This is a genomic window from uncultured Roseibium sp., from assembly GCF_963675095.2.
Lineage (GTDB): Bacteria > Pseudomonadota > Alphaproteobacteria > Rhizobiales > Stappiaceae > Roseibium.
Map to the genome: position 1 here is coordinate 59,198 of NZ_CAXXSJ010000049.1, position 24,062 is coordinate 83,259.

Sequence of the window (24,062 nt, forward strand, 5' to 3'; positions counted from 1 at the left end):
TCCAAGGCGCCTAGAGTTTCAGGCAATCAGCAAGAAACAGCCGTGTTTGCCATGACCAAGCCACTCGACATCGCCAGCCTCGCTCCCGACCCTCAACCGATTGCCGTCGGCAAACAGGCCGAACAGGATTACCTGGTCGTCCGCCGGACGCTGGAGCGGATCACTGAGCATTGGCGCGACCAGCCGAGCCTGGAACAGCTCGCCGGGGAGGCCGGGCTGCAGCCGATCCAGCTCCAGCGCGTCTTTTCCCGCTGGGCGGGTCTGACACCGAAGCAATTCCTGCAGGCGATCACGCTCGATCACGCCAAGGCGTTGCTGCGGGATTCGGCCAGCGTTCTCGATGCAAGTTTCGAGGTCGGGCTCTCCGGCTCAAGCCGGCTGCACGATCTGTTCGTGACCCACGAAGCCATGACGCCCGGCGCCTACCGCAGCCGGGGCGAGGGGCTGACCATTTCCTACGGTGTCCATCCCTGCCCGTTCGGCGAAGTGCTGCTGATGGTCACCGACAAGGGCCTGGCAGGGCTTGCCTTTGCCGATCCGGGCGAGGAACAGGCCGCTTTCGAGGATATGCGTGCCCGTTGGCCGGCAGCCGAATTCGTCGAAGACGCGAAGGCAACCGCTCCTTACGCAGCGCGGATATTCAATCCGTCGCTGTGGCAGGAAGAAACGCCGCTCAACATCGTTCTGATCGGGACCGATTTCGAGATCCGGGTCTGGCAGACGCTTCTGAAGATCCCCATGGGCCGGGCGACGACCTATTCGGACATTGCCCGCACCCTCGGCAAGCCGAGTGCGGCCCGTGCTGTCGGAACCGCGGTTGGCCGGAACCCGATCTCCTTCGTGGTTCCCTGTCATCGCGTGCTGGGACGCACGGGGAATTTGTGCGGCTATCACTGGGGCCTGACCCGCAAACGCGCCATTATCGGCTGGGAAACCGGGCTGACCGGTTCGGCGACGGACTAGAGTCGCATCCTAGAAGACCGGCCCCTTGGGCATGGGCAAGTCGGCGGTGACGTCCCAGCCGAAGGAGGCCAGCCGTTCCGCCGCATCGGACGTGATGTCGCCGGTGATCTGGAAATCGACCCCGGTCGGAGGGAACGGCAGCCTGGACAGCCCCTCCTGAAGGCCTGAAAACGCCTTACCGGTCGCATCCGTCCAGGACAGCATATCCAGCGGCATGACAAGTGCTGCTCCGCCGTCCCGCCGGATCGCGATCGGGAAATCGGCGATCTTGCGGATCTGCGAAATGCCGGCAACCGTGCTGCTGTAGTGCTCGGTCAGGACGATCCGGCGCAGAAGGAAATAGGCCTCCTCGCGGTTTTTGGTGTCCGCTGCCCTGTCAACCAGGATTTCAAGGCCATCGACGGTGCTGATGGCCTGAAGCTGGTAGGCGATAATGGCCCGTTCCGTAGGTGTGTAGTTCGCGTTCGCGGCCAGTTCGCTGATGATCTTTTCGGAAATATTCAGGCCGCGCAGCACGGTCACCGTGCGCTCCTCCAGTTCCGAACGGGTGTTGTCGACGATGAGATCGCGAAGACTTTCCGCGGAACTGGCCACGTTGGTGATCATGCCGCCGGGGATCAGCGACATGATTACACCAACGCTGAGGTTTCCGGCAGTCGAGGCCGTGGCGGCGCGATCAAGCTGCTCCGACAGGGGCTGATAGGTGGTGTAGGGATCGACGCCAAGCTTGACGGCAAGTTCCCTTCTAGCCCGGTCTCTTCCGGTCACGATAGCCGCCAGTTCGCCCGGAGACGTGGTTTCCCCGGTTACCGCCTTCTCCACCCCCTTGGAGATCCGGCCGAACAGCCTGCCGACACCCGACACCGTCGACCTGGCCGTTCCCAGAGGATCGGTCACCGTGCTTTCGACGAATTCCGCCGGCTTCTTGGCGGCCTCCTTGAGGCCGTCGACGAAGCTTTGCTGTGATTCCAGGCTTTTGAGAGCTGTGTAAGCTGCGATTTCGTGGATCCGGAGTTTCAGCAGGCCATCGCCGACCACATGTTCCGTTCCGAATTCCGTTTTCAGGTCATAGACCCTCAGGAAGCCGTCACTGCGCACCGGGGTCAGCACACCGTATCCGGGACCGGATGCCAGATTGCCCAGGACTGCCCTCGGATCCTGTTCGGGGGGCGTCTCGAAATTGTCCGAGAATGCTGCCGCCCTTGCCAGAAAGAAAATGGACACCGCAAAAGCGGCAAAAACAACGTTGGTTCGTCTCAGCATACCGTCCTCATTGGTGCGCGAGACCCGGTCGACCGGACCCGGCTATCTGGGTGCCATCCCGTTTCGCGCCAGAATTTCTCCGGCCAGATAGAGCGATCCGCAAAACAGGATACGGGGCGGCTCGCCATCCTTCCCGGCATAGGCAACAATATCCGCAATCGCGTCGTCCAGCGAGGCAAAAGGTGTTGCCTCCAGACCCGCGCCCCGCGCGAAATCAGCGAGTTCGAAAGGATCCCGTGCGGTCGTCGACGTTGTGATCGGAACCGTTCCCACATGCCGGGCCAGTCCCTCGAAGGGACGGAAAAAGCCGACCGGATCCTTGGTCGTCAGCATGCCCGTGATCAGGTAAAGCGGTTTGGGATTGTGTTCTTCCTGCTCACCCATGAAGGCGGCGATGGATACGCCTGCGCCCGGATTATGCCCGCCATCGACCCAGATTTCGGAATTCTTCGGGCATTTCCTGACCAGAGGACCATGGGTGAGCATCTGAAGCCGGCCCGGCCAGTTCACGGCTCTCAGACCCTTTGCCGCAATATCCTCACCGGGCCACAGGTTGGCCGCCTTCAAGGCGGCAATCGCCAGGGCCGCGTTGGTCACCTGGTGGGCCCCCGGCAGATTGGATAGCGGCAGGTCGCACAAGCCGGTTTCGTCCTGATAGGCGAGACGACCCTGATCCTGCATGGCGACAAAATCCTGGCCGAAACTTAAAAGCGGCGCTCCAATCCGCTTTGCCACCCTTTCGATTGCCGTCTGTACGGCCTCCTCCTGGGGAGCGATGACCGCCGGGCATCCGGGCTTGAGAATTCCAGCCTTCTCGGCGGCAATTTCCTCAAGCGACCCGCCCAGAAACTTCTCATGATCCATGGAAATCGGAGTGATCACCGATGCGACCGGCGTATCGATCACGTTGGTGGCGTCGAGCCGGCCGCCGAGGCCCACCTCGAGAAGCAGGACATCTGCCGGATTTTCGGCGAACAGCAGCAGGGCTGCGGCCGTCGTGATCTCGAAAAAGGTGATCTCTTCGCCCGCGTTAGCTTCCTCGCAGCGGTAGAGCGCGTCGAACAGCTTGGGATCGGAGACGAATTTCCCATCGGTTCCGAGCCGGATGCGTTCATTGAAGGAAACCAGGTGAGGCGATGTATAGACGTGACAGCGCTTGCCGCCCGCTTCCAGAATGGCGCGGAGCGTCGCGGTCACCGATCCCTTGCCGTTGGTTCCGGCGATGTGGATTGTCGGAGGCAGGCGCTTTTCCGGGGAGCCCAGCGTCTTCAGGAGGCGGTGCATCCTGCCGAGCGACAGATCGATTTCCTTGGGATGAAGCGCCAGGAGGCGGTCAAGGATCGCTGTGATTTGGTCCAAATTTCCCTCCCGGATCAAATCCCCAGGCCGGAGAATACTTGCTGGTCAACTTCCGGAATAAGAAGTCATGCGTACATAAACAACCCCCCAGAGCCCGAACGGGCCTCTGTTTGTCGTTTTTTGAACACATGCTGGCGTATTGACCGGCGGGTTCAACCCGTCAGCCGGCGGCTGCCTTCTGATCTGTCTCGGCGTTTTCCGTCTTAACGGTGTCGCCCGCAGGTTCGGGAGGCGCCAGGGACGGGACTTCGATCTTGCGCTTCATCAGAATATCGCAAATGCGGGCAATGGTGTTCTTGATGTCGTGACGCTTGACGACCATGTCGACCATACCGTGTTCAAGCAGGTACTCGGCGCTCTGGAAGCCGTCGGGGAGCTTTTCGCGAATGGTCTGTTCGATCACACGCCGGCCGGCAAAGCCGATCTGTGCGCCCGGTTCCGCGATATGGACGTCGCCCAGCATCGCGTAGGATGCGGAGACGCCGCCGGTGGTCGGATTGGTCAGAACGACGATATAGGGAAGGCCGGCCTCGCGCAGCATCTGGACACCGACGGTGGTCCGCGGCATCTGCATCAGCGACAGGATCCCTTCCTGCATGCGCGCACCGCCGGACGCGGCGAACAGCACGAACGGCGTATGATGTGTGACAGCGGTCTGCATGCCGGTCAGGATCGCTTCGCCGGCTGCCATGCCAAGGGATCCGCCCATGAAGGCGAAATCCTGGACTGCGGCGGTCAGCGGCGCACCATTCACCTTGCCCCGGGCAACCCGCACGGCGTCGGTTTCACCGGTCTTGCTCCGGTATTCCTTCAGCCGATCGACATATTTCTTGGTATCGCGGAACTTTAACGGATCCGCATGGGCTTCCGGCGTTTCCACCGTCTCGTAGTCGCCGCCGTCGAAAAGGGTTTCCAGCCGCTTCACCGCCGGCATGCGCATATGATGGCCGGAGTTCGGCACCACCCAGAGGTTCGCCTCCAGATCCCGGTGAAACACCATCTCGCCCGTTTCCGGGCATTTGATCCAGAGATTCTCTGGGACTTCGCGCTTCTTCAGGAGATCGCGGATTTTGGGCCGGACGAGGGAGTTGATCCAGTTCACGAGAGGCGTATCCGTTTTTAAAAACTGTTACTCGGTACGATTACGGTCTGCTGCATCCTAGCGTCATTACGCCGAACGTGCACGCGCAACACCGCTTGCGAGGTCGGAGACGAGGTCGGTCACCGCCGATACGGTCTTATCGGTCGCCATTCCGGCATTATTGAGGCTGTCCCTGATGGCCGTCACCAGAACCGAACCGACCACGACGCCATCGGAATCCTTCCCGATTTCCGCCGCCTGGTCTGCGGTTTTCACGCCAAAACCGACCGCGACCGGCAGGTCCGTATGACCCTTGATCCGGTTGACCGCTGCCGAAACCCGGTTGGCGTCCGGGCTCGCGGACCCGGTGATGCCGGTGATCGAGACGTAGTAGACGAAGCCGGAGGTATTGGCGAGAACGGCCGGAAGGCGCTTGTCATCGGTCGTCGGTGTCGCCAGACGGATGAAGTTGAGGCCGGCCTCCAGAGCGGGAAGGCAAAGCTCGTCATCGGCTTCGGGCGGAATATCGACGATGATCAGACCGTCAACGCCAGCGTCCTTGGCCTCGATGACGAAATTCTTCGGATCACGGACATAGATGGGATTGTAATAGCCCATCAGCACGATCGGCGTGTCCTGATCTTTTTCCCGGAAATCCCGCACCATCTGCAGGGTCTTGTTCATGGTCTGACCCGCCTTGAGGGCGCGCTGGGTGGCCAGCTGGATCGGAATACCTTCCGCCATGGGATCGGAAAACGGCATTCCGAGCTCGATGACATCGGCGCCGGCGGCGGGCAGCGCTTCTAGGATCGCCTGGGAAGTCTCCAGGTCAGGATCGCCTGCGGTAATGAAGGTCACCAGAGCCGGGCGGCCCTTTTCGGCACAAGCCTTGAACCGGCGATCGATACGCGTTTCCGTCATGCGTCTTTACCCTAATCGACAGGGAAGTCCGGCAATCTTCGGCCGGACCTCAATCCCGGAAGGGTGTAGGGGGCTGCATTGCCCCCTGTCAATCCGCCTTTGCGGATAGGCGCGTGATTTCGCGCGCCGGTACGGGTCATCGAACGATCCGGGAACGATCCGGCTTAGCGGAGATCGTAAACCTTGGCGTAAACCTTGCGGGAAATATCGCTGCGAACCAGACCCAGAGAGTCGAGTTCTTCATCGCTCATTGCAGAAAGTTCGGTGTAAAGCGCTCTTGCTGCGCGAGCCCGGCCGAATTCTTCCAGAAACGCAAGGATACCCTTGCCGGCAGAGGAGAGGGCGTGGGAGGCATGTTCCAATACGGAAGCGGATGTCGTGGCGGCCATTTTTACTGTTCCTTTGAATGGTCGGGGCTGAAGCGCGTCGAACCGAAATGGTGCGCTGCTTTCTTGTTATTCCAATAAGATAGACCGGATTTTTTGCACTGCAACATACAAGAACGGGACGCAGCTCTGCAGCTTTGGAATAGCTAGCCGGCTAAAAAGGGGTCGAAATGGGCAGAGCTCAATAGAAATTGCATAGCCGGAATGCACACCATGACTTGCAGAGCGGTGAGCGCGTTGCTATGTAGCACTCAGTGCACTTTTTGCCGCAACAAATACAATAATGAGGTAGGAAATGGCCCGTTCGCTCTTCGAGGCTCCACCGGAACCGTTTTCGTCCAGGTTCTGGCGCAAGATGAAACACCTGCATATCGGTCCGCAGTCCGGTCCGGCTCCGGTTGAAAGACCTGCTGTTCACGAGATCGACAGTACGCCCGGGCAGGCAGAAAGCCTGGATGCGCGTGGCAGACAGCTTTTTCTGCAAGCCGCCCTTTCTGCAAAACCGATCAGGCGGCGGTAACGCCTCCTGCGCCCGGTTCCGGCAGGCTTACAGGTAATCCAAGATAGCCCAGGGTCGCCCGCCGCAGACGTGAAAACAGACTTTCAAGATCGGTTTCGCCGCTGGCAATTGCAGCCGAGGCGAGACCATGGCCCAGCGCGACCAGATCGAAGGCAACCTGGTCCGCATTTGCGACATTCCGATCCTTCAGCGCCCCGATCACCAGCTTCATCAATTCGCCTTTGATCGCCCTCAGATCCTCTTCCAGCGGCAGTTCGTCCTCGGCCCGCTCCAGAACACGGGCAAGTGCGGGACGGACCAGATGATGCTGCAGGCTGGCCCGGACCAGGGCATCGACCGCATCCTCCAGCGGCCTGCCACGCACCGATTCGACAGCAATCTGGCAGTCCGCCAGCAGACTGCGCCGAAGGCGGCGGATCAATTCCGCCAGAATTGCCTCCTTTGACGGGAAGTACTGGTACAGCGAGCCGACCGATACGCCGGCGGTCACCGCGACGCGGTTGGTGGTCAATCCACCCAGACCGTCGGTTTCCAGAATGCGAGCAGCGGCTTCCAGAATAACGGCACAAGTTTCCTGACTGCGCTTCTGGCGCGGCTGTTTCCGGGGTGTCAGGCGCTGATTCATTGCTGTTTCCGAATGCGAGTTGTGTAATGCGAGCAAAAGCTCACATAAGTAAAGCACGGCGCCGCACTTAATGTAACTCTCGCATTTCAAGAGGCAGGAATGGCTCAAAGACTGAACTTTAACGGTCGCAAGGTGCTCGTCACCGGCGGCGCCCGCGGTATCGGCCTGGAACTTTCCCGGCAACTGATCGGTCAGCGCGCAAGCGTGCTGGCCGTCGGCAGCAACAAGGCGCATCTGGACAGGCTGGCCATTGCGTTTCCAGGCAAGGTTCACACATTCACCGCCGATCTCGGCGAACCGCGCGGCGCGACGGCGGTCGCGGAATGGGTTCAGGACCAGCACCCGGACTGCAGCGTTGTAATCAACAATGCCGCGATCATGCGCCATGATGATCTGACCGTCGGAACGGAAGGGCAGGAAGAGATGATCGCCCACGAAATCGCAATCAATCTCGTCGCGCCGCTGCAACTCTGCACAGCGCTTTTGCCGATGCTTGCAAAGGCCCCGGACGGAGGCGTCATTGCCAATATCTCGTCGGGGCTGGCGATCGCGCCCAAACGCGATGCGGCGGTCTATTGCGCTACCAAGGCGGGTCTGTCGAGCTTCACCCGATCCCTGCGCGACCAATGCCGGCACAAAGGCCTTCCGGTTCAGGTCACCGACGTGATTATGACTCTGGTCGATACGACGCTTTCCAGAGCCGGGTCGATGAAAAAATACCCACCGGCGCAGGCAGCTGCCGACGTTCTGACGGGCCTTGCCGCCGGCAAACCGGAGGTCTGGGTGGAAAAGACGAAGCTCCTCCGGCTGATTTTCAGGATTTCACCCGCAGCGGCCTACGGGCTGATGCGCGGCCAATAAGCTGGCCGCGCAAAATTCCTGTCAGAGATCAAAACCAAGCATGTTGCCGACGGCGAAGACGTCCTTGTCGCCCCGGCCGCACAGGTTCATGACGATGATCTGGTCCTTGTCCATCTGCGGTGCCAGCTTCATCACGTGGACGAGCGCATGGGCCGGCTCGAGCGCGGGGATGATGCCTTCGATCTTGGTCAGCAACTGGAAGGCTTCCAGCGCCTCGTCGTCCATGGCCGGAACATAGGTCACGCGGCCGGTTTCCTTGAGCCAGGAGTGTTCCGGGCCGATACCCGGATAATCGAGGCCGGCGGAAATCGAATGGCCTTCGAGGATCTGGCCGTCGTCGTCCTGAAGCAGATAGGTCCGGTTGCCATGCAAAACGCCCGGCTTGCCGGCCGTCAGCGATGCACAGTGCTCTTCGCCTTCCAGGCCGCGGCCGCCGGCTTCGACGCCGTAGATCTTCACTTCAGGGTCATCGAGGAAGGGATGGAACAGGCCGATCGCGTTGGAGCCACCACCGACGGCGGCCACCAGGGCATCGGGCAGACGGCCTTCCGCCGCCATCATCTGTTCACGGACTTCCTTGCCGATCACCGACTGGAAGTCGCGCACCATTTCCGGATAGGGGTGCGGGCCCGCGGCGGTGCCGATCAGGTAATAGGTGCTGTCCACGTTGGTGACCCAGTCGCGCAGCGCCTCGTTCATGGCGTCTTTCAGCGTGCCGGCACCGGCGGTGACCGGAACGATCTCGGCACCAAGCAACTTCATCCGGAACACGTTCGGCTTCTGCCGTTCCACATCGGTCTTGCCCATGTAGACCACGCAGGGCAGGCCGAAGCGGGCGCAGACGGTGGCCGTTGCCACACCGTGCTGGCCGGCGCCGGTTTCGGCGATGATCCGGGTCTTGCCCATGCGCTTGGCCAGCAGGATCTGGCCCAGGCAGTTGTTGATCTTGTGCGAACCGGTGTGGTTCAGCTCGTCGCGCTTGAAGTAGATCTTCGCGCCGCCCAGGTGCTCGGTCAGGCGCTCGGCGAAATAGAGCGGCGACGGCCGGCCGGTGTAATGGGTGTTGAGATCCTCGATCTGCGCCGCATAGGCCGGATCGTTCTTGGCGTCCTCATAGGCCTTTTCCAGGTCGAGGATCAGCGGCATCAGGGTTTCGGCAACGTAGCGGCCGCCGAAAATGCCGAAATGGCCGCGCTCGTCCGGTCCGTTGCGCATGCTGTTTGCCATCGTGGTCAACGCAAGTTACTCCCCTGCCACTGTTGCGCCCCGGGCGGCTGCCACGAATGCGCGGATAAGATCACAATCCTTGACGCCTTTTTCCCGCTCGACGCCGGAGGACACATCGACAGCGGTCGCACCGCTCTTTTCGATCGCCTCGGCCACATTGGAAGCGTCCAGTCCCCCCGAAAGCATGAAGGGCTTGGCAAGGTCAAGGTCCTTGAGCAACGTCCAGTCGAAGGAAACACCGTTTCCACCCGGCAGATCCGAGCCTTTCGGCGGTTTGGCATCGAACAGGATCCGGTCAGCGACGATCGCATAGAACTGCGCCTGCTCCAGATCGGCCCGTTCAGAGACCGCCACCGCCTTCATGATTTTCTTCTGGAACATGACCTTGGCCGCCGCGCAGGCTTCGGGCGTTTCCGACCCGTGAAACTGAAACCAGTCCGGGTTCACCAGCTCGTTGATGCGCGACAGTCCGTCCAGGTCCATGTCGACCGTGAGGGCCACGATCTCCGCCTTGCCACGGGCCATGTCCGCCAGCTTGCAGGCAGCCGACAGCGGCACATGGCGCGGGCTTTTGGGAAAGAACACCAGACCGACCATATCCGCGCCGGCATCCAGGGCTGCCTGCATGGTGTCCTCGCTCGACAGGCCGCAGATCTTGATCATCAGGTCGTTCATGGTCTTCCGCTTTCAGGGGCGCCCGCAAACAAGCGTTCGCCCCCGATATCTAGTGTTTTTTCTGCCCAATTCCAAATGAAGCCGGTCAGGTCACATTGAAGGCCGCGATCGCCGCCATGTTGACGATGTCGCTGTCCTTCGCTCCCATCGGCACGATCTGGACCGGCTTGTCGAGACCGACGAGCAGCGGACCGATCACGGTCGAACCACCCAGTTCCTGCAGCATCTTGGTCGAAATCGACGCGGAGTGGAACGCCGGCATCACCAGAACATTCGCCGGACCGGTCAGGCGGCAGAACGGATAGGCACCCATCTTGTCCATGTTGAGCGCGATATCGGCGGCCATTTCGCCGTCATATTCGAAGTCCACCCGGCGCCGGTCGAGGATCTTGACCGCTTCCTGAACCCGCTCGGAGCGCTCGCCGCGCGGATGGCCGAAGGTGGAATAGGCGAGCATGGCCACGCGGGGCTCGTAACCGAGCTTGCGCGCCACATGAGCTGCTTCTTCCGCGATATCCGCCAGTTCTTCCGAATTCGGCATGTCGATCACCGCCGTATCGGCGATCAAAACCGTCCGGCCGCGGGCCAGGCAGAGCGAAACGCCAATCACCCGGTGACCCGGCTTGACGTCGAGACAGGTGCGCACCGTGTCGAGAGCGACCGAATAGTTCCGGGTCAGGCCGGTCACCATGGCATCCGCATCGCCACGGGCGACCATGATCGCGCCGAAGTAGTTGCGGTCGTTGTTGACCAGGCGCTGGCAGTCGCGCTGCAGGTAACCCTTCCGCTGCAGGCGGCCGTAAAGGAACTGGGCATAATCCTTGTTGCGGTCGGACAGCCGCGCGTTCTGCAAAGTGATGCCGGGACGGTTGATATCGACACCGGCACTCTGGGCCACGTGCTTGATCTCGTCCTCGCGGCCGATCAGGATCGCCTCGCCCAGACCCTGGGCCACGAAGCTCGCGGCCGCGCGGATGACGGGCTCCTCCTCGCCTTCGGCAAAGACCACCTTCTTCGGCATCTGGCGGACCTTGGAGAAGATCCGCTGCAAGGTGCCTGCGACCGGATCGCGCCGGGCAGACAGCTCTTCGCGATAGCGATCCATGTCGACGATCGGCCGGCGGGCAACACCGGAATCCATCGCCGCCTGGGCCACCGCCGGCGGGATCGCGGAAATCAGTCGCGGGTCGAAGGGAACCGGAATGATGTATTCCGGGCCGAATTTCGGCCGGTTGCCTCGATAAGCGGCGGCAACTTCGTCCGGCACCTCTTCACGCGCCAGTTCGGCCAGCGCATGGGCACAGGCGACCTTCATCTCGTCGTTGATGGTCGTCGCCTGGACATCGAGCGCGCCGCGGAAGATGTAAGGGAAACCAAGGACGTTGTTGACCTGGTTCGGATAATCGGACCGGCCGGTGGCGACAATAGCGTCGTCGCGCACTTCGGCCGCTTCTTCCGGGGTGATTTCCGGATCCGGGTTGGCCATGGCGAAAATGATCGGGTTCGGCGCCATGGCGCGCAGCATGTCCGGGGTCAGCGCACCCTTGACCGAAACACCGAGGAACACGTCGGCGCCCTTGATTGCGTCATAAAGGGACCGGGCATCGGTCTCCACCGCATGGGCGGACTTCCACTGGTTCATGCCCTCGGTGCGGCCCTTGTAGATCGCGCCCTTGGTGTCACACAGAATAACGTTGTCGTGCGGGATGCCCATGGCCTTGACCAGCTCGATGCAGGCAATCCCGGCGGCTCCCGCACCATTGCAGACCACCTTGGTGTCCTTCATCTCGCGACCGGTGATTTGCAGCGCGTTGATGAGACCTGCCGCTGCGATGATCGCCGTGCCGTGCTGGTCGTCGTGAAAGACCGGAATATCCATCATCTCGCGTAACTGCTGCTCGATGATGAAGCAGTCGGGCGCCTTGATGTCTTCCAGATTGATGCCGCCGAAAGACGGGCCGAGATAGCGGACCGAATTGATGAATGCATCGACATCCTGAGTGTCGACTTCCAGATCGATGGAATCGATGTCCGCGAACCGCTTGAAGAGCACCGCCTTGCCCTCCATGACCGGTTTGGACGCCAGGGCGCCGAGATTGCCGAGACCGAGGATCGCCGACCCGTTGGTGATGACGGCGACCATGTTGCCACGCGTCGTGTAGTCGAAGGCCCGGCTCGGATCCTCCGCGATTGCCAGCACCGGAACCGCCACGCCCGGCGAATAGGCAAGCGACAGATCCCTCTGGGTGGCCATCGGCTTGGTCGGGCTGATTTCCAGTTTGCCCGGGCGCCCTTCCTGGTGGAATTGCAGCGCTTCCTGTTCCGTAAAACTGAGGGCGGTCTTGGACGTTTTGTCTGTGGCGGGCATCTTCTCTGCGTTTCCTCTGATGGCAAACGTTTTATGGTTTTACCGGCTTTGCGGGACCGAGACCTTATCCCCTGAAAATTACCGGCTCAAGACCATCAAAAGGCATAGCGATTGTGAAACCCGCAAAAGGGTTTGCTAACTTCCGCCAATGTCCAAAGAAGCCCTGTCGAAAATCGAGCCGGCCGAACATCGCGTCACACCGATGATGGCGCAGTTCATGGAAATCAAATCCGCCAATCCGGACAGCCTGCTGTTCTACCGGATGGGTGATTTCTACGAGCTGTTTTTCGAAGACGCGGAAATCGCTTCGCAGACGCTGGGAATCACGCTGACCAAGCGCGGCAAGCATCTGGGCGAGGACATCCCCATGTGCGGCGTGCCGGTACATGCGGCGGACGACTATTTGCAGAAGCTGATCGCCCGCGGGCACCGGGTGGCGGTGTGCGAGCAGACCGAGGACCCGGCCGAAGCCAAGAAACGCGGCTCGAAGTCTGTCGTCCGCCGGGACGTGATCCGACTGGTCACGCCGGGAACCCTCACCGAGGAACGGCTGCTCGATTCGTCGGCGAATAATTTTCTGGCCGCCATGTCCCGGCTCAGGGGCGGATCGCTGACCGGCGATGCGGTCTACGGTCTTGCCTGGATCGACATGTCGACCGGCTCGTTCCAGGTATCCGAAACCGACGATCAGCGCCTTGCGGCGGACCTTGCCCAGATTTCACCGCGCGAACTGATCCTGCCGGACAATCTGCTGCAGGAAGCCGAGATCCGGCAGGTGGCCGAGCAATCGGGCGCCGCGCTGTCGCCTGTACCGAGGGCCTTCTTCGACAGTTCCACGGCCACGGATCGGCTGGCGCACTATTTCGGGGTCAAGACACTCGACGGTTTCGGGACGTTCTCACGGTCCGAACTCTCGGCCGCCGCCGGTATCCTCGCCTACGTGGAAAAGACCCAACTCGGCGAACGCCCGCCGCTCGATCCGCCGACGCGGGAAGCGGGTGCGGGACGGATGCTGATCGATCCGGCAACCCGGGCCAATCTGGAACTGACCCGAACGCTCGGCGGCGAAAAACAGGGCAGCCTGCTTGCCACCATCGACCGGACCGTGACCGGCGGCGGCTCGCGACTGCTGGCAAGCCGTCTCGCCGGCCCGCTGGTCAATCCGGAGGAAATTTCCAGGCGGCACGATTCCGTCGAGGTCTTCCTGGAAAACGAGATGATGCGCGAAGCCCTCCGCCGGACCCTGAAGGGCGCGCCGGACATGGCCCGTGCGCTGTCGCGGATTGCCCTTCAGCGGGGCGGTCCCCGGGACATTCTCGCGGTTGCTCAGGGCATGCAGGCCGCAAGCCAGGTGATAGACCAGATCAGCATGGCCGCGACCGTACCGGCGGAAATCGCGGCGGCCCGCGCCAGCCTCGAGCAGGCGCCTCATGATCTCGGGCAGGAACTGACCCGCGCGATCAAGGAAGAACCGCCGCTGATGAAGCGCGACGGCAATTTCGTCGCCACCGGCTATGACGAAACCCTCGACGAATTGCGCGCGCTGCGCGACGAATCCCGCAAGGTAATCGCCAAGCTCCAGGCCGATTACGCGGAAGAACTCGGGCTGCGCTCGCTGAAAATCAAGCACAACAACGTGCTCGGCTGGTTCATCGAGGCGCCCAGCGCCCAGACGGAAAAGCTGACCGCGGATCCGGGCCGTTTCATTCACCGCCAGACCATGGCCGGCGCCATGCGCTTCACCACCACGGAACTGGCGGATCTGGAATCGAAAATCGCAAGTGCCGGCGAGCGGTCGCTTGCCATCGAGCTGGAAATCTTCGACCGGCTGGCCAACGAGATCGTTGCAAGCGGCGACGCCATCAAGGCCGCGGCGCACGGCCTGTCCATTCTGGACGTGTCCGCCGCGCTGGCTAAGCTTGCCCAGGAAGATGCTTACGTACGCCCGGTCGTGGACGACACCCGGGCCTTCGACATTTCCGGCGGCCGTCATCCGGTGGTCGAACACGCCCTGAAAGCGGCCGGTGGCGACAGTTTCGTTGCAAATGACGCCCATCTCGGACCGGAAGGCGAAGACAAGACCGGCCGGATCTGGCTGATCACCGGGCCGAACATGGCCGGTAAATCGACCTTCCTGCGCCAGAACGCGCTGATCGCCGTTCTCGCCCAGATGGGCGCCTTCGTTCCAGCGGCAAGCGCCCATATCGGCGTGGTCGACCGTCTGTTTTCCCGTGTGGGGGCCGCCGACGATCTGGCGCGCGGCCGCTCCACCTTCATGGTGGAAATGGTGGAAACGGCGGCGATCCTCAATCAGGCCGGCGACCGGTCGCTGGTGATCCTGGACGAAATCGGCCGCGGCACGGCCACCTTCGACGGGCTTTCAATTGCCTGGGCAACCATCGAGCACCTGCACGAGGTCAACAGGTCCCGCGCCCTGTTCGCCACCCACTACCACGAACTGACCGCGCTTTCGGCCAAGCTCGACCGGCTGTCGAATGCAACGGTGCAGGTGAAGGAATGGAACGGCGAGGTCGTGTTCCTGCATGAAATCGTGCCCGGAGCGGCCGACCGGTCCTACGGCATTCAGGTCGCCAAGCTCGCGGGTCTTCCGGCAAGCGTCGTCCAGCGGTCCCAGCAGGTGCTGAGCCAGCTGGAGGAACAGGACCGGCGATCACCCGCAGAAGCGCTGATCGATGAGCTGCCGCTTTTTGCCGCGATACCGACGCCTGCGCCGAGCGCCGCCCGGACCGATAGCGAACCGGATCCGCTTACAGAGGCTCTGGAGGATCTGGATCCGGACGACATGACGCCACGGGAAGCGCTCGAAGCGCTTTATCGGCTCAAGTCCCTGCAGAAATAAACCGCCAGACTGTGATCCGGATCGCATCTTGGGCGGTCGCGGTCAGGCAATGAGATCTCCGGCTATTCATTCGGGCCTCATGAAGGCCTCCCGCATCCGGAGGATCAATGATCGACTACCTGTTTTACGGCGCGAACGCCCTGTCCTGCATAGCGCTTTTGCTCATCGGCATATCGGTCGTGGCCTGGAATTACGGTGCGGACATGCTGGCCTTCGAAAAGCGGGGCGTTCCGACCACGGCGCAGGTCCTGCGGAAATACGTGACCAGAACGCGGCGGAACGAGGACACGCTCGCTTATGATTATTCCCACTATGTCGAATATGAGTACCGGACCCCACAGGGCGACACGGTTCGGGAAAATGAATACCTCAGCGAGTCGGACTGGGACCAGGCTCCGGAGGAGGGGCCGATTGAAATCCTCTATCTGCCGGAAGATCCGAAGAAGAGTTGCTACAAGATCCGGCCTTCCTCGTCGCTGTTCCGGTTCTCAGGCGGAGCCCGCAAGGGCGCCTATGGGGCCGGCATCCTGACCGTCGTCGGTTATCTGTTCTGGTACGGTCTGGCGATGCACGTGGCGAAGGCCGAGGTCGTGATTCCGGACGACTGGCGGTCGGAAAAGGTGGAGATCTACCGCAAGATGCCGAGCCAGGACCTGATCGACCGGCTGGGTCTCGGACGCGTGGAAGTCAGCTTTTTCATCGAGCTGGAGCCCGGCGAGACCGGAGAGGTTCCCCAGTCGACCCGCAAACTCGACAAGGAGCTGGCAAAGACCATCGAGATCGGCGACGTGCTCGAAGCCCGGTATCCCCCGGACAACAAATGGGGCGCCGTTTTGACCATCGAGGCCGCGTCGAAATCCGACTAAGCCACTCTCTCGGCCTTTTGATGATAGGCCTTGATCTCGGCGATTTCACCCTGCATCGCCTTGAAGGCGGCAAGGGCAGCCTCTTGCTTCGGGGTCAGGGACTTGAGGTCCAGGTGGTCGATCAAGACCTCGAGCGCCTCGCCGATCCGGCCGATCTGGCGGCCGTAGCTGCCAACTTCAGTGAGGATGTCCTGCTCGATTTCCGGAGCGGACGAACGGCCGAGGTTTATATTGATCAGACCGAACTGACTGCCGAAGGCCTTGAACATGTCGGACCAGGGGTTGATCGACTGCATCACATCGCCGGACAAAGGAAGCTTGAAAGTCGGCATGGGGCAATTCCTTCTCAAAACGGACACATGAATGCATTCGCCCATCGGGCCGCGTTTATTGCGACGCAAAATAGGCCTCCGCGCTACAAGAAATCTATAGTTGTGTTAGATTCCACCCGCCTTGGCGGTTGCAAGAGCGTTCGCCATGGCGCCGGCGAAGCTGGTACGGTCTTCCGGATTGAGGAAATTGCCGAGATCCACGTTTTTGCCGCGCGATGTCAGTGACAGCTTGGTCACCCCCTCATCCTCGAGCTTCGTGATCGACAGGCGGACCCAGAAGGGATTGAAACGGTACTCCTGCCGGCGTTTTCCCGGACCCACCTTGCGAATGATGATTTCCGTGCGAGAGACGATCACTTGCTCATAGGCCTGCGCCGAAGCGTAATTCAGGCGGAAGGCCAGCCAGATCAGTAACGCGTCCAGACCGAAAAATCCGAACACCGGCCAGGCCCCCATCAGCAGAAACACCAGCCCGGAAGCGAAGCTGACGGCTCCGACAAAAAGCATCAGGAGCAGAAAGCCGTTTGGCCCCAAAGACCGGTACGGCGTCAGGATCGCGGAAAAAAACGGGGCATCGTCCCCGGTCTCCTGCGCGTCTCGCTCGTGTTTCGGATTGTGATCGCTCATGAGGCATGATTATAGAGAGAGCATGGCAGAAGCAAAGACCCCCGCGCCGCGGAAATCTGCGGCAAAACCGGCAAAGAAGAAAAAGCGCGCGACGCCCTCGGTGGGCAACCCGGGCCGCGTCCTGAAAAAATCCCGTTACACGAAGGCGGAAACCTACGCGATCTTCGAGCGCTTCCACGCGGACAATCCGGAGCCGGAAGGGGAACTCGATTATGTGAATGCCTACACGCTTCTGGTCGCCGTGGTCCTGTCGGCGCAGGCGACCGATGTCGGCGTCAACCGGGCGACAAAGCATCTGTTCCAGATCGCCGACACACCGGAAAAAATGCTCGCGCTCGGCGAGGACAAGGTTCGGGAGGAAATCCGCACCATCGGCCTTTTCAAGACAAAGGCGAAGAACGTCATTCTTCTGTCGGAACAGCTGATCCGCGATCACGGCGGCGAGGTCCCGGAAGACCGGGAAGCGCTTGAGAAGCTGCCCGGCGTCGGCCGGAAGACTGCCAACGTGGTGCTCAACATCTTTTTCGGGCATCCGACGATCGCCGTCGATACCCACCTGTTCCGTCTCGGCAACCGGGTCGGCATCGCCCCGGGAAAGACGCCGCTCGACGTGGAAATGGCGATGGAGAAGGCGGTTCCGGCGGAATTCGGCCGCCATGCGCACCACTGGCTGATCCTGCACGGGCGCTACATCTGCAAGGCGCGCAAGCCTGAATGCCGACGTTGCGTCATCTACGATCTGTGCAAGAGCCCGGAAAAAGAACCTTTGGATTCCATTCCGGAAATCGCGGTCAGAACCAGGGCGCAAATCGAACGGCAAAAAGCCGCCGTTTCCTGAATCCGAAGGGTTGGGGAGAAAATCCGGACCCGCAGGGTTCGCAAGGCGAAAAGCCGCCCGACTGGATCGAAGCCCGAAGAGCGTCAACGCTAAGTCAGAAAATGCCGGCGATGCGGAGAGCCGAAATCAGCGTTTCGGGCGCAGGCGAACGACCACATCGACACGGACGATTTCCATGCCTTCCGGCGCTTTCGGCAGAGTGCCGATGCCGACACCTTCACCCGGAATATCGAACACCTCGTTCTCACCTTCGATGAAGAAGTGATGGTGATCGGAGACATTGGTGTCGAAGTAGGTTTTCGTACCCTCGATCGCCACTTCGCGCAGAAGGCCTGCTTCGGTGAACTGATGCAGGGTGTTGTAGACGGTTGCCAGAGAAACCGGGACGCTGACGGCCACGGCTTCCTCATGTAGCAATTCCGCGGAAACATGCCGGTCGCCCTTGGAGAAAAGGATCTCGGCAAGGGATACGCGCTGACGGGTCGGCCGAAGGCCTGCACGGCGCAAAATATCGGAGACATCCGTATCGGTGTGATGAATCGGCGTGATGTCTGTCATTTCCGCGTCTTAAGTCCTGTCTTCCGTGTCGTCCCGGACGATACCCTCAAAGGCCTTACAGATTGTGCTCCAAAGGGCCGCTTTGGGAGAAATCATACCACCTCTCGCCCTTTTCTGCCATTTCTTGGCCCAAAGATGCAAGTTTTTCCTTGAAGGATAAAATCCACCTCTCATACACAGCTTTGTCATTTTGACGCAGGAATTGTGAAAAAACTGACGCAAACGGCGGAAACTTACCGCCTTCGTGGACTTCCAGAGCAGGTAACCCTGTGTTAGGAAGGCGCCGAATACCAAATGAAAACCGACCTCTGGCCTGACGCTTCGGCGAGAGCCAGATGCAAAGCACATAAACGGACCCTGAATGACCGAGCGGCGCTCCAGCTACGACTACGAAGATCTTCTCACCTGTGGACGCGGTGAGCTTTTCGGACCAGGCAACGCACAACTGCCGCTGCCGCCCATGCTCATGTTCGACCGGATCACGGAAATTTCCGAAACCGGTGGCGAATTCGACAAGGGGTTCATTCGCGCGGAGTTCGACATCAAGCCGGACCTTTGGTTCTTCCCCTGCCATTTCCAGGGCAATCCGGTCATGCCGGGATGTCTCGGCCTGGATGCCATGTGGCAGCTGACGGGCTTTTTCCTCGGCTGGCTCGGCCTGCCGGGCAAAGGCATGGCGCTGTCCACCGGGGAAGTTAAATTCAAGGGCATGGTGACGCCGGACGTCAAACTGGTTGAATACGGCATCGATTTCAAACGCGTCATGAAAGGCCGTCTGGTCCTGGGCATCGCGGACGGTTGGCTCAAGGCCGACGGCAAACAGATTTACCAGGCGAAGGACCTGCGGGTCGGTCTGGCTCAAACCTGATCCGCTTCGCCGATGAGGCGTTCAGGCACCTGACTGCCTGGCATCCGGCCGGCGCCGGACCTATTTTCAAAAATGGATAAACCGGACGGCTCGTGCACGCCGAACCGGCTACACACTGAACAGGAGACCGTAATGAGGCGGGTAGTCGTCACCGGAATGGGGATCGTGTCGTCGATCGGCGCCAATACCCAGGAAGTTCTGGAAAGCCTTAAGCAAGGCAAATCCGGGATCGTCTTTGCGCCCGACTATGCCGAACACGGTTTCCGAAGCCAGGTTCACGGAATGCCGAACGTGGACATTCCCGCTCTGGTCGACAAGCGCCAGCTGCGCTTCATGGGCGACGGCGCGGCCTATAACTTCATTGCCATGCAGCAGGCGATCGCCGACAGCGGTCTGGAGGAAGCCGACGTTTCCAACCCGAAGACCGGCCTGATCATGGGATCCGGTGGTCCGTCGACCAAGAACCTGTTCCAGGCCCATCAGATCGTTCTGGAAAAGGGTTCGCCGAAGCGCATGGGGCCGTTCATGGTCACGCGCGGCATGAGTTCGACCAATTCCGCCTGCCTGGCGACCCCTTTCAAGATCAAGGGGATCAACTATTCAATCACCTCGGCCTGTTCCACGTCGGCGCATTGCATCGGTGCGGCCACGGAACAGATCCAGTGGGGCAAGCAGGACGTCATGTTCGCCGGCGGCGGCGAGGAACTGGACTGGACGTTGTCCTGCCTGTTCGACGCCATGGGCGCCATGTCCTCCAAGTACAACGATACCCCGTCCACCGCTTCCCGGCCCTATGACGCGACCCGCGACGGCTTCGTAATCGCCGGCGGCGGCGGTGTCGTCGTCCTGGAAGAACTGGAACACGCCAAGGCCCGCGGCGCGAAGATCTATGCGGAAGTGACCGGTTATGCCGCCAATTCCGACGGCTATGACATGGTCGCACCGTCCGGCGAAGGCGGCGAACGCTGCATGGAACTGGCGATTTCCACCCTGGGCGATCGCAAGGTCAACTACATCAACACCCACGGCACTTCGACCCCGGTCGGCGACATTGGCGAGATCCAGGCGATCCGCCGCGTGTTCGGCGACAACCAGCCGCCGGCTTCGTCCACGAAGTCCCTGACCGGTCACAGCCTCGGCGCCACCGGCGTTCAGGAAGCCATCTACTGCCTGCTGATGCTCCAGAACGACTTCATCACGGCTTCGGCGAATATCACCGAACTGGACCCCGCCCTGCACAAGGACGAAATCGTCACCGAGCGGGTCGACAATGCCGGCCTCGACACCGTGCTTTCCAACAGCTTCGGCTTCGGAGGTACCAACGCCTCTCTTGCCCTGTCGCGTTATCACGGTTGAGGAGCCCTGAATGTCGGGTTTGATGAAGGGCAAGCGCGGCCTCGTCATGGGCGTGGCCAACGATCACTCCATTGCATGGGGCATTGCCAAAACGCTGTCGGAACACGGTGCGGAACTGGCGTTCACCTATCAGGGCGACGCCTTTGGACGGCGGACAAGGCCGCTGGCCGAATCGATCGGTGCCGACATTCTCCTGCCGTGCGACGTGGAAGACATCACCACCGTCGATGCGGTATTCGACACCCTGAAGGAAAAATGGGGCACGATCGATTTTCTCGTTCATGCCATCGCCTTTTCCGACAAGTCGGAGCTGCGTGGAAAATATTCAGATACGTCCCGGGAAAACTTCACCCGGACCATGCTGATTTCCTGCTTCTCCTTCACCGAGATCGCAAAACGGGCGGCAACGCTCATGCCGGACGGTGGATCCATGATCACGCTGACCTACGGCGGATCGACGCGGGTGATGCCGAACTACAACGTCATGGGCGTTGCCAAGGCGGCGCTTGAATCCTCCGTGCGTTATCTTGCCGTCGACTACGGCGAGCAGAACATCCGCGTAAACGCGATTTCGGCGGGTCCGGTGCGAACCCTGGCCGGTTCGGGCGTGTCCGATGCACGACTGATGTTCAACTACCAGAAACGCAATTCGCCGCTGGGCCGGACGGTCTCTCTGGAAGAAATCGGCGGAACCGGGCTCTACCTTCTGTCGGAGCTTTCCGGCGGGGTGACCGGCGAAGTCCATTTCGTCGACAGCGGCTACAATATCATTTCCATGCCGCGGCTCAACGAACTGAAGGTTCAGGAACACACGACCGACTAACGGTTCGGCCTTTTCCAGAACGACAAAGGGCGGCTTTCGGCCGCCCTTTTTGTTTGAGCCTCAAAGCCCGCGTCAGTTGATCACTTCGTCCGGATAGACCCCGAAGAGGCGCGTCTGATCCAGCCATCCTTCGTAACCCTCGCCGCTGACCTTGCACCAACCACCCGCACATTCCTCGACGGTTGCCAGAACCTTCGGCTCCAGTTCCGCGACTATATCCGCATCGGATTTGGAGCGGGCGCGCAACGGCGTCCGGCCGGTCGTTTCCCATGGCGTGACCAGCGCGGTCCGGCGGCCGGACAGGAGCGAGTGAAATACCCAGCCTTCCTTGCCTTCCCAATCGCGGATGCGGCGCCAGTTCTCGAATTCCTGAATGATCTCGACCGGCAGACCGGCCTGAACAAAGGTCCAGGCGATGTTGTGTTCGCGCGACGGGCCGACGCGGACATTGACCCGGTCCGACTTCAGGCTGACGAAGCGAGGAACGGTCAATCCGCTCGCGCCGGTCTGGCTCGCCTGGGCCAGGGCCTGCAGCGGAAGCCCCACAAGGAGCAGAAAAGCGAAGAGGGTGAGGAGTCCGGTCTGACGTCTTGTCATCAAGCGGGCCATATTATTCGGTTGTCCAATTTCAAAGGGGCCTGACTTCATGCAAAACCTGTAGCGAAATCGGCGCTGAAAAACCAGTATGCCCCGAAAGGCTATACACCGTGCGCTTCCGTCTACTTGTTTCTGCCGGGCCATCTGGTAAGGAGAAGGGAGTATTGGCGGGCGCTCCCGGATACGGTTGCGTCAAGGTTGGACTGTTGTGGTTAATGTGACCTCAACGAAACGCAAAAGGCGTTTGGGATGGCGAAAAAGAAGCCTGTGGTCGTCGTAACCCGGAAATTGCCGGATGTCGTTGAAACCCGCATGCGCGAATTGTTCGAGACGCGGCTAAACGAAAACGACCGGCCTTTCAGTCAGGCCGAACTCGTCGAAGCGGTGAAAACCGCCGATGTTCTCGTTCCGACGGTCACCGACCGGATCGATTCCTCGGTTCTGTCCCAGGCCGGACCGAATCTCCGGCTGATCGCAAACTTCGGTAACGGCGTCGACAACATCGATGTGCTGACCGCCAACAACCGGGGCATCAACGTCACCAACACACCGGGCGTGTTGACGGAAGACACCGCCGACATGACCATGGCGCTGATGCTTGCCGTGCCGCGCCGACTGGCTGCGGGCATCAAGGCAATCGAATCCGGCGAATGGACGGGATGGTCTCCGACCTGGATGCTCGGTCACCGGATCTGGGGAAAACGCCTCGGCATCATCGGCATGGGCCGAATCGGCCAGGCGGTTGCCCGTCGCGCCAAGGCGTTCGGCATGTCGATCCACTATCATAACCGCCGCAGGGTCGCTCCGGACGTGGAAGACGCCTTGGAAGCCACCTATTGGGACAGCCTCGACCAGATGCTGGCGCGTATGGATGTGGTTTCCATCCACTGTCCGCACACGCCGGCAACCTTCCATCTGCTGTCTGCCCGGCGTCTGAAGCTGATGAAGAAGGGCGCTTATGTGGTCAACACCGCCCGCGGTGAAGTGATCGACGAAAACGCACTGATCCGGATGCTGGAATCCGGCGATCTTGCCGGTGCGGGTCTCGACGTGTTCGAACATGAGCCTGCGGTCAATCCGAAGCTCGCCGAGATGGAAAACGTCCTGCTGCTGCCCCATATGGGGTCGGCAACCCTCGAAGGCCGTATCGAGATGGGCGAAAAGGTCATCATCAACATCAAGACCTTCATGGACGGTCACCGTCCGCCGGACCGTGTCCTGCCGTCCATGCTCTGACGAATTTGGGCTTTGACGGATTCGGATCCGTTCCAATCAGAAAACCCGCCAATTCGGCGGGTTTTTTTATTCAGCGGTACTTGTTCCAGATAGCGCCTTCACCCATGCCCTCGATAAAGGCCTTGTGGGCCGCGAACTCATCATCGCGGATCCGGGGCGGAAGCGGTTTGGGTCTTTGCCGGGCGGAAAAGCTACCGAGGCTGCCGAATTCCCCGGAACCGTTTCCGGCGTTGCTGTCGGACAGATCCTCTTCCGGTGTCAGGCTGAGCGCTGCCTGTTTGCCGCCGATCAGCTCGATATAGACTTCCGCCAGCAGTTCGGAATCGAGAAGCGCGCCGTGTTTCGTGCGCCTGGAATTGTCGATGCCGTAGCGCGAACACAGGGCATCCAGAGAGTTGGGCCCTGCCGGATGCTTGCGGCGGGCAAGATCCAGCGTGTCGAGCACCTGGGAATTGGGGATGGCACGCCGGCCGGCGCGTTCCAGCTCCATGTTGATGAAGCCCATGTCGAAGGCCGCGTTGTGGATCACCAGCGTCGCGTCGCCGACAAATTCCAGAAACTCATCCGCGATCTGGGCAAATAGCGGCTTGTCGGACAGGAATTCCTCAGACAACCCGTGAACGTTGAAGGCCTCGATCGGCATGTCCCGTTCCGGGTTGATGTAGACGTGATAGAAATTTCCGGTCGGAACGTGGTTGAACAGCTCAACGCCGCCGATTTCAACAAGACGGTCGCCGCCGCGCGGGTTCAGGCCTGTCGTTTCCGTATCGAACGATATTTCGCGCATGTCTTCAGGTCTTTTTCGAAATTATCCGGCGTTTTGAGTCTGCCGATTGTTTTACGCTGGGCAAG

Annotated in this window: 23 protein-coding genes; 9 read left to right on the plus strand and 14 right to left on the minus strand. The window is 60.8% G+C overall.

What is annotated here, in order from left to right; genetic code table 11:
• Positions 1-51 precede the first annotated feature (51 nt).
• Entirely contained in the window at positions 52-963 is a 912-nt protein-coding gene (locus ABIN98_RS18470) for a bifunctional helix-turn-helix domain-containing protein/methylated-DNA--[protein]-cysteine S-methyltransferase (protein ID WP_346912033.1), read from the plus strand.
• Positions 964-972: 9 nt separating this feature from the next.
• On the opposite strand, the gene ABIN98_RS18475 is transcribed toward ABIN98_RS18470, so the two are convergent.
• The 6 genes from ABIN98_RS18475 to ABIN98_RS18500 all read right to left on the minus strand — a co-directional run bounded on the left by ABIN98_RS18475 (position 973) and on the right by ABIN98_RS18500 (position 7,118).
• The gene (locus ABIN98_RS18475; protein WP_346912034.1) at positions 973-2,226 is read right to left on the minus strand and encodes a hypothetical protein; all 1,254 of its coding nucleotides are present in this window, start codon (positions 2,224-2,226) and stop codon (positions 973-975) included.
• A gap of 42 nt (positions 2,227-2,268) precedes the next feature.
• Positions 2,269-3,585, minus strand: coding sequence for a folylpolyglutamate synthase/dihydrofolate synthase family protein (locus ABIN98_RS18480; RefSeq protein ID WP_346912035.1), 1,317 nt, complete (start codon positions 3,583-3,585; stop codon positions 2,269-2,271).
• A 160-nt stretch (positions 3,586-3,745) separates the two neighbouring features.
• Positions 3,746-4,687, minus strand: coding sequence for an acetyl-CoA carboxylase, carboxyltransferase subunit beta (accD, locus tag ABIN98_RS18485; protein WP_346912036.1), 942 nt, complete (start codon positions 4,685-4,687; stop codon positions 3,746-3,748).
• 66 nt (positions 4,688-4,753) lie between these two features.
• On the minus strand, positions 4,754-5,587 hold the full coding sequence (trpA, locus tag ABIN98_RS18490) for a tryptophan synthase subunit alpha (RefSeq protein ID WP_346912037.1): 834 nt from the start codon (positions 5,585-5,587) through the stop codon (positions 4,754-4,756).
• Between the two features lie 164 nt (positions 5,588-5,751).
• On the minus strand, positions 5,752-5,976 hold the full coding sequence (locus tag ABIN98_RS18495; RefSeq protein WP_346912038.1) for a DUF1127 domain-containing protein: 225 nt from the start codon (positions 5,974-5,976) through the stop codon (positions 5,752-5,754).
• Positions 5,977-6,479: 503 nt separating this feature from the next.
• Positions 6,480-7,118: a TetR/AcrR family transcriptional regulator gene (locus tag ABIN98_RS18500; RefSeq protein WP_346912039.1), complete on the minus strand. Its 639-nt coding sequence runs from the start codon at positions 7,116-7,118 to the stop codon at positions 6,480-6,482.
• A gap of 99 nt (positions 7,119-7,217) precedes the next feature.
• On the opposite strand from ABIN98_RS18500, the gene ABIN98_RS18505 reads away from it, so the two are divergent.
• Positions 7,218-7,979: an SDR family NAD(P)-dependent oxidoreductase gene (locus ABIN98_RS18505; RefSeq protein WP_346912040.1), complete on the plus strand. Its 762-nt coding sequence runs from the start codon at positions 7,218-7,220 to the stop codon at positions 7,977-7,979.
• Positions 7,980-8,000: 21 nt separating this feature from the next.
• Here the strand turns inward: ABIN98_RS18505 and trpB are convergent, their stop codons facing one another.
• The 3 genes from trpB to ABIN98_RS18520 form a co-directional block, all read right to left on the minus strand.
• Positions 8,001-9,206 (minus strand): tryptophan synthase subunit beta, encoded by a 1,206-nt coding sequence (gene trpB / locus ABIN98_RS18510; RefSeq protein WP_346912147.1) that lies wholly within the window; start codon positions 9,204-9,206, stop codon positions 8,001-8,003.
• A gap of 15 nt (positions 9,207-9,221) precedes the next feature.
• Positions 9,222-9,881: a phosphoribosylanthranilate isomerase gene (locus ABIN98_RS18515; RefSeq protein ID WP_346912041.1), complete on the minus strand. Its 660-nt coding sequence runs from the start codon at positions 9,879-9,881 to the stop codon at positions 9,222-9,224.
• Positions 9,882-9,966: 85 nt separating this feature from the next.
• Positions 9,967-12,249, minus strand: a complete 2,283-nt coding sequence (locus ABIN98_RS18520; protein ID WP_346912042.1) for an NADP-dependent malic enzyme — start codon at positions 12,247-12,249, stop codon at positions 9,967-9,969.
• 148 nt (positions 12,250-12,397) lie between these two features.
• On the opposite strand from ABIN98_RS18520, the gene mutS reads away from it, so the two are divergent.
• Positions 12,398-15,109, plus strand: coding sequence for a DNA mismatch repair protein MutS (mutS, locus tag ABIN98_RS18525; RefSeq protein WP_346912043.1), 2,712 nt, complete (start codon positions 12,398-12,400; stop codon positions 15,107-15,109).
• A gap of 107 nt (positions 15,110-15,216) precedes the next feature.
• The gene (locus tag ABIN98_RS18530) at positions 15,217-15,975 is read left to right on the plus strand and encodes a DUF3592 domain-containing protein (RefSeq protein WP_346912044.1); all 759 of its coding nucleotides are present in this window, start codon (positions 15,217-15,219) and stop codon (positions 15,973-15,975) included.
• Here the strand turns inward: ABIN98_RS18530 and ABIN98_RS18535 are convergent.
• A complete protein-coding gene (locus tag ABIN98_RS18535; RefSeq protein WP_346912045.1) occupies positions 15,972-16,307 on the minus strand; it encodes a hypothetical protein in 336 nt (111 codons plus the stop codon). The two genes, ABIN98_RS18530 and ABIN98_RS18535, sit on opposite strands and share 4 nt — an antisense overlap.
• 105 nt (positions 16,308-16,412) lie before the next feature.
• Positions 16,413-16,934 (minus strand): DUF2244 domain-containing protein, encoded by a 522-nt coding sequence (locus ABIN98_RS18540; RefSeq protein WP_346912046.1) that lies wholly within the window; start codon positions 16,932-16,934, stop codon positions 16,413-16,415.
• Between the two features lie 22 nt (positions 16,935-16,956).
• On the opposite strand from ABIN98_RS18540, the gene nth reads away from it, so the two are divergent.
• On the plus strand, positions 16,957-17,772 hold the full coding sequence (nth, locus tag ABIN98_RS18545; RefSeq protein ID WP_346912047.1) for an endonuclease III: 816 nt from the start codon (positions 16,957-16,959) through the stop codon (positions 17,770-17,772).
• A gap of 126 nt (positions 17,773-17,898) precedes the next feature.
• On the opposite strand, the gene irrA is transcribed toward nth, so the two are convergent.
• The gene (gene irrA / locus ABIN98_RS18550) at positions 17,899-18,330 is read right to left on the minus strand and encodes an iron response transcriptional regulator IrrA (RefSeq protein ID WP_346912048.1); all 432 of its coding nucleotides are present in this window, start codon (positions 18,328-18,330) and stop codon (positions 17,899-17,901) included.
• A 361-nt stretch (positions 18,331-18,691) separates the two neighbouring features.
• Here irrA and fabA point away from each other — a divergent pair, with 361 nt between their 5' ends.
• The 3 genes from fabA (at position 18,692) to fabI (ending at position 21,377) form a co-directional block, all read left to right on the plus strand.
• Positions 18,692-19,198, plus strand: a complete 507-nt coding sequence (gene fabA / locus ABIN98_RS18555; protein WP_346912049.1) for a 3-hydroxyacyl-[acyl-carrier-protein] dehydratase FabA — start codon at positions 18,692-18,694, stop codon at positions 19,196-19,198.
• Between the two features lie 132 nt (positions 19,199-19,330).
• Positions 19,331-20,554, plus strand: a complete 1,224-nt coding sequence (gene fabB / locus ABIN98_RS18560) for a beta-ketoacyl-ACP synthase I (protein WP_346912050.1) — start codon at positions 19,331-19,333, stop codon at positions 20,552-20,554.
• Positions 20,555-20,564: 10 nt separating this feature from the next.
• Positions 20,565-21,377, plus strand: coding sequence for an enoyl-ACP reductase FabI (gene fabI, locus ABIN98_RS18565; RefSeq protein ID WP_346912051.1), 813 nt, complete (start codon positions 20,565-20,567; stop codon positions 21,375-21,377).
• Positions 21,378-21,449: 72 nt separating this feature from the next.
• Here fabI and ABIN98_RS18570 read toward each other — a convergent pair whose 3' ends face one another.
• Positions 21,450-21,974 (minus strand): SH3 domain-containing protein, encoded by a 525-nt coding sequence (locus ABIN98_RS18570; RefSeq protein ID WP_346912052.1) that lies wholly within the window; start codon positions 21,972-21,974, stop codon positions 21,450-21,452.
• Between the two features lie 249 nt (positions 21,975-22,223).
• Between ABIN98_RS18570 and ABIN98_RS18575 the strand changes: the two genes are divergently transcribed.
• Positions 22,224-23,210, plus strand: coding sequence for a D-glycerate dehydrogenase (locus ABIN98_RS18575; RefSeq protein ID WP_346912053.1), 987 nt, complete (start codon positions 22,224-22,226; stop codon positions 23,208-23,210).
• A gap of 70 nt (positions 23,211-23,280) precedes the next feature.
• Here ABIN98_RS18575 and dnaQ read toward each other — a convergent pair whose 3' ends face one another.
• Positions 23,281-23,997, minus strand: coding sequence for a DNA polymerase III subunit epsilon (gene dnaQ / locus ABIN98_RS18580; RefSeq protein WP_346912054.1), 717 nt, complete (start codon positions 23,995-23,997; stop codon positions 23,281-23,283).
• Between the last annotated feature and the right edge of the window lie 65 nt (positions 23,998-24,062).

Coding starts and splice junctions, on each gene's coding strand:
- ABIN98_RS18470 (WP_346912033.1), top strand. CDS start 52: ATGACCAAGCCACTCGACATCGCCAGCCTCGCTCCCGACCCTCAACCG.
- ABIN98_RS18475 (WP_346912034.1), bottom strand. CDS start 2,226: ATGCTGAGACGAACCAACGTTGTTTTTGCCGCTTTTGCGGTGTCCATT.
- trpA (WP_346912037.1), bottom strand. CDS start 5,587: ATGACGGAAACGCGTATCGATCGCCGGTTCAAGGCTTGTGCCGAAAAG.
- ABIN98_RS18495 (WP_346912038.1), bottom strand. CDS start 5,976: ATGGCCGCCACGACATCCGCTTCCGTATTGGAACATGCCTCCCACGCC.
- ABIN98_RS18500 (WP_346912039.1), bottom strand. CDS start 7,118: ATGAATCAGCGCCTGACACCCCGGAAACAGCCGCGCCAGAAGCGCAGT.
- ABIN98_RS18505 (WP_346912040.1), top strand. CDS start 7,218: ATGGCTCAAAGACTGAACTTTAACGGTCGCAAGGTGCTCGTCACCGGC.
- trpB (WP_346912147.1), bottom strand. CDS start 9,206: ATGGCAAACAGCATGCGCAACGGACCGGACGAGCGCGGCCATTTCGGC.
- ABIN98_RS18515 (WP_346912041.1), bottom strand. CDS start 9,881: ATGAACGACCTGATGATCAAGATCTGCGGCCTGTCGAGCGAGGACACC.
- ABIN98_RS18520 (WP_346912042.1), bottom strand. CDS start 12,249: ATGCCCGCCACAGACAAAACGTCCAAGACCGCCCTCAGTTTTACGGAA.
- mutS (WP_346912043.1), top strand. CDS start 12,398: ATGTCCAAAGAAGCCCTGTCGAAAATCGAGCCGGCCGAACATCGCGTC.
- ABIN98_RS18530 (WP_346912044.1), top strand. CDS start 15,217: ATGATCGACTACCTGTTTTACGGCGCGAACGCCCTGTCCTGCATAGCG.
- ABIN98_RS18535 (WP_346912045.1), bottom strand. CDS start 16,307: ATGCCGACTTTCAAGCTTCCTTTGTCCGGCGATGTGATGCAGTCGATC.
- ABIN98_RS18540 (WP_346912046.1), bottom strand. CDS start 16,934: ATGAGCGATCACAATCCGAAACACGAGCGAGACGCGCAGGAGACCGGG.
- nth (WP_346912047.1), top strand. CDS start 16,957: ATGGCAGAAGCAAAGACCCCCGCGCCGCGGAAATCTGCGGCAAAACCG.
- irrA (WP_346912048.1), bottom strand. CDS start 18,330: ATGACAGACATCACGCCGATTCATCACACCGATACGGATGTCTCCGAT.
- fabA (WP_346912049.1), top strand. CDS start 18,692: ATGACCGAGCGGCGCTCCAGCTACGACTACGAAGATCTTCTCACCTGT.
- fabB (WP_346912050.1), top strand. CDS start 19,331: ATGAGGCGGGTAGTCGTCACCGGAATGGGGATCGTGTCGTCGATCGGC.
- fabI (WP_346912051.1), top strand. CDS start 20,565: ATGTCGGGTTTGATGAAGGGCAAGCGCGGCCTCGTCATGGGCGTGGCC.
- ABIN98_RS18570 (WP_346912052.1), bottom strand. CDS start 21,974: ATGACAAGACGTCAGACCGGACTCCTCACCCTCTTCGCTTTTCTGCTC.
- ABIN98_RS18575 (WP_346912053.1), top strand. CDS start 22,224: ATGGCGAAAAAGAAGCCTGTGGTCGTCGTAACCCGGAAATTGCCGGAT.
- dnaQ (WP_346912054.1), bottom strand. CDS start 23,997: ATGCGCGAAATATCGTTCGATACGGAAACGACAGGCCTGAACCCGCGC.